Source organism: Streptomyces sp. NPDC057623 (genome assembly GCF_042800355.1).
Classification (GTDB): Bacteria; Actinomycetota; Actinomycetes; order Streptomycetales; family Streptomycetaceae; genus Streptomyces.
This window is the reverse complement of sequence record NZ_JBHVGZ010000157.1, coordinates 1-4,742: the sequence shown is the minus strand read 5'-3', so window position 1 is coordinate 4,742 and position 4,742 is coordinate 1. Positions and strand designations below refer to the sequence as shown.

4 protein-coding genes and 2 pseudogenes are annotated in these 4,742 nt (G+C 72.0%); all 6 read left to right on the top strand.

The genetic code is table 11. The features are described 5' to 3' along the window. Positions 1–102: TOBE domain-containing protein (locus ACFU95_RS50720; protein ID WP_383844656.1), on the top strand; the 102-nt coding region annotated here is incomplete at its 5' end. Between the two features lie 105 nt (positions 103–207). Continuing rightward, positions 208–414: pseudogene (locus ACFU95_RS50715) on the top strand (hypothetical protein); the annotation flags it as partial. Position 415: 1 nt separating this feature from the next. After that, positions 416–913, top strand: a pseudogene (locus tag ACFU95_RS50710) (ATP-binding cassette domain-containing protein); the annotation flags it as partial. Positions 914–1,068: 155 nt separating this feature from the next. Beyond that, positions 1,069–2,400: a cytochrome P450 gene (locus tag ACFU95_RS50705; protein WP_383844653.1), complete on the top strand. Its 1,332-nt coding sequence runs from the start codon at positions 1,069–1,071 to the stop codon at positions 2,398–2,400. 106 nt (positions 2,401–2,506) lie between these two features. After that, positions 2,507–3,265, top strand: a complete 759-nt coding sequence (locus ACFU95_RS50700; protein WP_383844650.1) for a GntR family transcriptional regulator — start codon at positions 2,507–2,509, stop codon at positions 3,263–3,265. A 73-nt stretch (positions 3,266–3,338) separates the two neighbouring features. After that, positions 3,339–4,643, top strand: a complete 1,305-nt coding sequence (locus tag ACFU95_RS50695; protein ID WP_383844647.1) for an MFS transporter — start codon at positions 3,339–3,341, stop codon at positions 4,641–4,643. The last annotated feature ends 99 nt before the right edge of the window (positions 4,644–4,742 follow it).

The window sequence follows — 4,742 nt, the reverse complement described above, 5'->3', positions numbered from 1 at the left end:
TCGCTGCTGACGCGGGAGGCCGTGGAGGAGTTGGGGCTGGAGGTCGGCGTGGAGGCCACCGCCCGGGTGAAGTCGACGAACGTGCACATCGACCGTGCCTGAGCGGAGCAGAGCCGAACCGAGCTGAGCCGGGGGCGGGCTCCGGCCCCGGGGGCCGTACGCCGACCGGCGGGGGCCGCCCGCTCGGCGATCGGGGACGAGTGCGACGCCCCGGACGGGCGGTACGGGACGAGCAGGACGCCCGCCGGTTCCGACCAACTCGCAGACCGCCCTTCGCCGTCGCCGTACAGGTCCCGCTTCACCGCGTTCCGCCGGGTCACGCTGCCCCTGATCGCGCCCGGCATCGCGGCGGGCGCCGGGCTGGCCTGGGCTCGGGCGCTCGGCGAGTTCGGCGCGAGGATCACCTTCGTTGGCACCGCGCAAGCTGTCCGGCGGCCAGGCCCAGCGCGTCGCCCTCGCCCGCGCCCTGGCCACCCGCCCGCGTCTGCTGCTCCTCGACGAACCGCTGGCGGCGCTGGACGCCCGCACCCGGCTGGAGGTCCGCGCCCAACTACGGGGCCATCTCGCCGAGTTCGAGGCGGTCGCCGTACTCGTCACACACGACCCGCTCGACGCCATGGTCCTGGCCGACCGCCTGGTCGTCGTCGAGCACGGCCGGGTCGTCCGGGAGGGCAGCCCGGCCGACATCGCCCGCCCATCCCCGTACCGACTACATCGCCCAGCTGGTCGGCCTGAACCTCTACCGGGGCGAGGCCGAGGGCCACACCGTCCGCCTCGGCGCCGGCCCGGCCGTGGCGAACTCCCCCTCGCCGCCGACCTGACCACGGTCGCCGCCGCCGAGCTCGATCTGCACCCGGGCGCGGAGGTCCGGGCGACGGTGAAGGCGACGCAGACCCACGCCTACCCGGTCTGAGAACGCACTCGACCGATGCTCGCTGGTGGAGCGCTTTGGTCAACTCCCCAGCAGCCGCGCCGAAGTGGACTGCCACTCGATGTGTTCGCTCCCGTACAGTCCGTGCCACCAGCGCTTGGTTGCGGCCAGGCCCCACGGCTGACCAGGAGAAGAAGATGGACACCGAAGCCGGCCCCGGCGCCCTCCCGCACGTTCCCGGAACGGAGCGGCCGGTCCCCGAGGTCGAGCCGGGACTCGTGAAGCGGTGGCATGCGGAGGGAGGTGAACTGGTCGAGCTGCTGGCCCAGGTGCGCGAGCGGGTGGGCGGCGTCGCCGCGTTCCGGATCGGTCCGGCCCGCACCGTCCTGGTCACCGATCCGACGGCCGTCCAGCACGTCCTCGCCCGGCACCCGGACCGCTACGTCAAGCGCTCCCACCGCGCCCGGCTGCTGATCGGCGACGGGGTGATGGCGGCCACCGGTACGGCGTGGAAGCGGCAACGCCGGTTGCTGCAGTCCCAGTTCACCGGTACCGGGATGCGCCGCTACGAGCATCGGATCACCGCCGCCGCCCGCACCACCGCCGAGCGCTGGGACGGGTACGCCCGCACCGGGCAGGCGCTCGACGTCGGGCGGGAGATGTACCGATTCGCCCTGGACGCCATCTGGCGCTCCCTCACCGGGCACCCCCTCGACGACGAGACCGAGCGTGAACTGACCGCCGTGGAAGCCGTCGCGACAGCCATTCCGACCCTGCCCGCCGACGTCACCGAAGCCCAGGACGCCGTCGCCGCCGACCTCGCCCGGATCGATGCCGTCGCCCGACGCGCCATCGAAGCCGCCCGCAGCGGTACGGCCGGACCCGACGGCCCCGGTCTGGTGCATGTCCTGACAAACGCCTCCACCGAGCGCCCCGAGTACACCGACCAGCTGATCCGCGACGAGCTGGTCACGCTGCTCGCGGCCGGACACGAGACCACCGCCTCCACCCTGACCTGGCTCTATCTGCTCCTCGACCGGAATCCCGGCGCGCGCGGTCAGGCGCTCGCGGCCGGCGGCGAGGGTTCGCCCGAACGCCGCCAGGCGATCCAGGCCCTGGTCCACGAGACGCTCCGGCTCTACCCGTCCGCCTGGATCCTGCCCCGCCGCGCCGCCGAGGACGACACCCTCGCGGGCCACTCCGTCGAGGCGGGCACCGACATCCTCGTCTGCCCGTACCTCACGCACCGCGATCCCGAACTGTGGCCGGACCCCGAGCGCTTCGACCCCCGGCGCTTCACCGCCCCGGACGGCAGGCCCGCCCACCCGGGCGCCTACTTCCCCTTCGGCATCGGCCCCCGGGCCTGCCTCGGTCTGCAGTTCGCGCTCCGTGAATCGACCGTCCTGCTCGAACACCTGCTGCCGGTCCACACCCCCACGTTCTCCTCCACCCCCTCGACGGCGGAGTACGGCATCACGGTCCGCCCCGGCGGCCCCGCCCCCGCGATGCTGGCGCCGCTGCCGGCCTGACTCGGCCGCGTATTGCTACTCCAGTAGCTTTCAACCGGTGCCGTAGCTTTCCAACGCCCCCTGGAACCACACGTTGCCGCACGGCAGGACCACCGGAGAGTCACCCATGCCCCGAGAGGCGCCGTACCTCGCAGTGGCCGACGTGCTGCGTGCGCGGATTCTCGCGGGAGAGTGGGGGATCGGGGAGCGGCTGCCGTCCCGGGCGCGGCTCGCCGAGGAGTTCGGGGTCGGACGCAACGTCGTACAGCGGGCCATGGACCGTCTGATCATCGACGGCCTCCTCGAAGGGCGCGCCGGCTCGGGCACCTACGTCCGCATGCCGCGCGAGCGTCTGCGGCTGGTCCGATCGCGGCGCGGCGAACGCCTCGGCGGCTCCCCGTCCCTGGTCGGTTCGAAGGAACGGGGGAAGGCCGACGCCTGGGACGCACACAGTCAGGTGCGCGTCCCGGCCCCCGAGGCTATCGCGGAGCGGCTCGCCATCAGCCCTGGCGACCCCTGCGTCACCACGCACTACGAGTTCCTCACCGAGGGACAGCCCGTCCAGCTCTCCGTGTCCTGGGAGCCGATGGGCCTCACGGGCGGAACACCGGTCGTACTCCCCGAGTCGGGCCCCCTCGCGGGCAAGGGGGTGGTCCGGCGCATGCGGTCCCTCGGCGTGGTCGTCGCGACGGTGATCGAGCTGCCGCGCCCGGCCCGCGCCACCCGGGCCCAGGCGAACCTCCTGGGGATCAGCTTCGGGGATCTGGTGCTCCAGATCGAGCGGACCATCTACGACACCGACGGGCGTCCGGTGGAAACCGCCGACATCGTCATCCCGGACATGCGCCGCGAAGTGGCCTACGAGTTCGCCGTCGACCCTCCATAGACCCTGGCCCCTGAGCCCCGCATCCGGCACAGACCTTCCCGACCCCCGGTATCCGACAGCAGGTGTGACACGCATGCCCAGAACCTCCCGCCTCGGACTCCTGCGCGACCGGGACTTCGCGCGCCTCTTCGCCGCCACCGCACTGGGGCAGCTGGGCGACCGCGTCATGTTCCTGGCGTTTCCCCTGGTGGCCATCGCCGCCTTGCGTGCCGACGAGTTCCAGGTCGGACTGCTGACCGCGACGACCACCGCGGGCTCGCTCCTGGTCGGGCTGCCGGCGGGCGCGTGGGTGGACCGTATGCGCAAGCGATCGGTGATGATCAGCACTGATCTCGCGAGAGCACTGGCGCTGCTGACGGTCCCGGTGGCGTGGTGGGCGGGCCTTCTCACCATGGAGTGGCTCTACGCGGTCGCCCTGTTTCACGGAGTGCTGACCGTGTTCTTCGATGTCGCGTACGTCAGCTGTCTGCCGCTGTTGGTGGGGCGCGACCATCTCCTGGAGGGAAACTCGAAGCTCTCCGCGATCCGCTCGGTGACCAGCATCAGCGGACCGGGGGTGGCGGGACCCCTGGTCGGCTGTGTCGGAGCCCCCGCGACGCTGCTGGTGAGTTCGGCGGGAATGGCCTTGTCGGGGCTGCTCGCCGTCGGTATCCGCGAGCGCGAACCGAAGCCGGAGCAGGAGCAGGAGCCGGAGCCGGAGCCGAGGGAACGCCCTCGGCTGGTGCGGGACGTCAAAGAGGGACTGGGGTTCGTCCGCGAGCAGCCCGCCCTGCGCGCGATCCTGCTGGGAGACGCGCTGTTCAACCTCTTTCTGATCATGTACCAGACCATGTTGCTGGTCTTCCTGGAGCGGGACGCGGGTCTCGCACCCTTCGGTATCGGCCTCGTGCTGTCGGGAATGGGGGGTGGTGCCCTGCTGGGCGCACTCCTGGCGACCAGGCTCTCGACGTGGATCGGCCAGGGCCGCGTCATCTGGCTCGCGCCACTGTTCACGTGTCCGCTGACCGTTCTGATGCCGCTGACGCAGCCGGGGTGGAACGTTGCCGTGGCAGCGCTCGGACTGTCGGCTCTGTCCCTGGGGGGAGTCGTCCGTGTCGTGGCTCAGTCGAGTTTCCAGCAGGCGCTCACACCGGATCGGCTGCTGGGCCGGGTGAGCGCGACGGCCCGCTTCGTGTCCTGGGGCGGAATTCCGCTGGGCGGGCTCCTCGGTGGCGCCGCGGGCTCCGCGTTCGGGGCGGCGGGCACGCTGTGGATCGGTGCGGCCGGGATGACCTTGAGTGTTCTCCCGACCGTCCTGTCACCACTGCGCACGATGCGCACCTGGCCCGCCGGCCTCACCCCGAGTTCGCGCGCGCACTCCCCGGCCCGCAGCGACTGACGCGTGGGGGGTGCCCCTATCTCTTTCGTCAAGGGGCGGGTCGGTTGATTGGTGATGTTTCAGGCGGCTTGGGGGACGGCTTGAGGTTCGAAGAACGTG

Bases quoted from the DNA above. Each gene is read 5' to 3' on its own strand.
- ACFU95_RS50695 (WP_383844647.1), top strand. From the start codon at position 3,339: ATGCCCAGAACCTCCCGCCTCGGACTCCTGCGCGACCGGGACTTCGCG.
- ACFU95_RS50705 (WP_383844653.1), top strand. From the start codon at position 1,069: ATGGACACCGAAGCCGGCCCCGGCGCCCTCCCGCACGTTCCCGGAACG.
- ACFU95_RS50700 (WP_383844650.1), top strand. From the start codon at position 2,507: ATGCCCCGAGAGGCGCCGTACCTCGCAGTGGCCGACGTGCTGCGTGCG.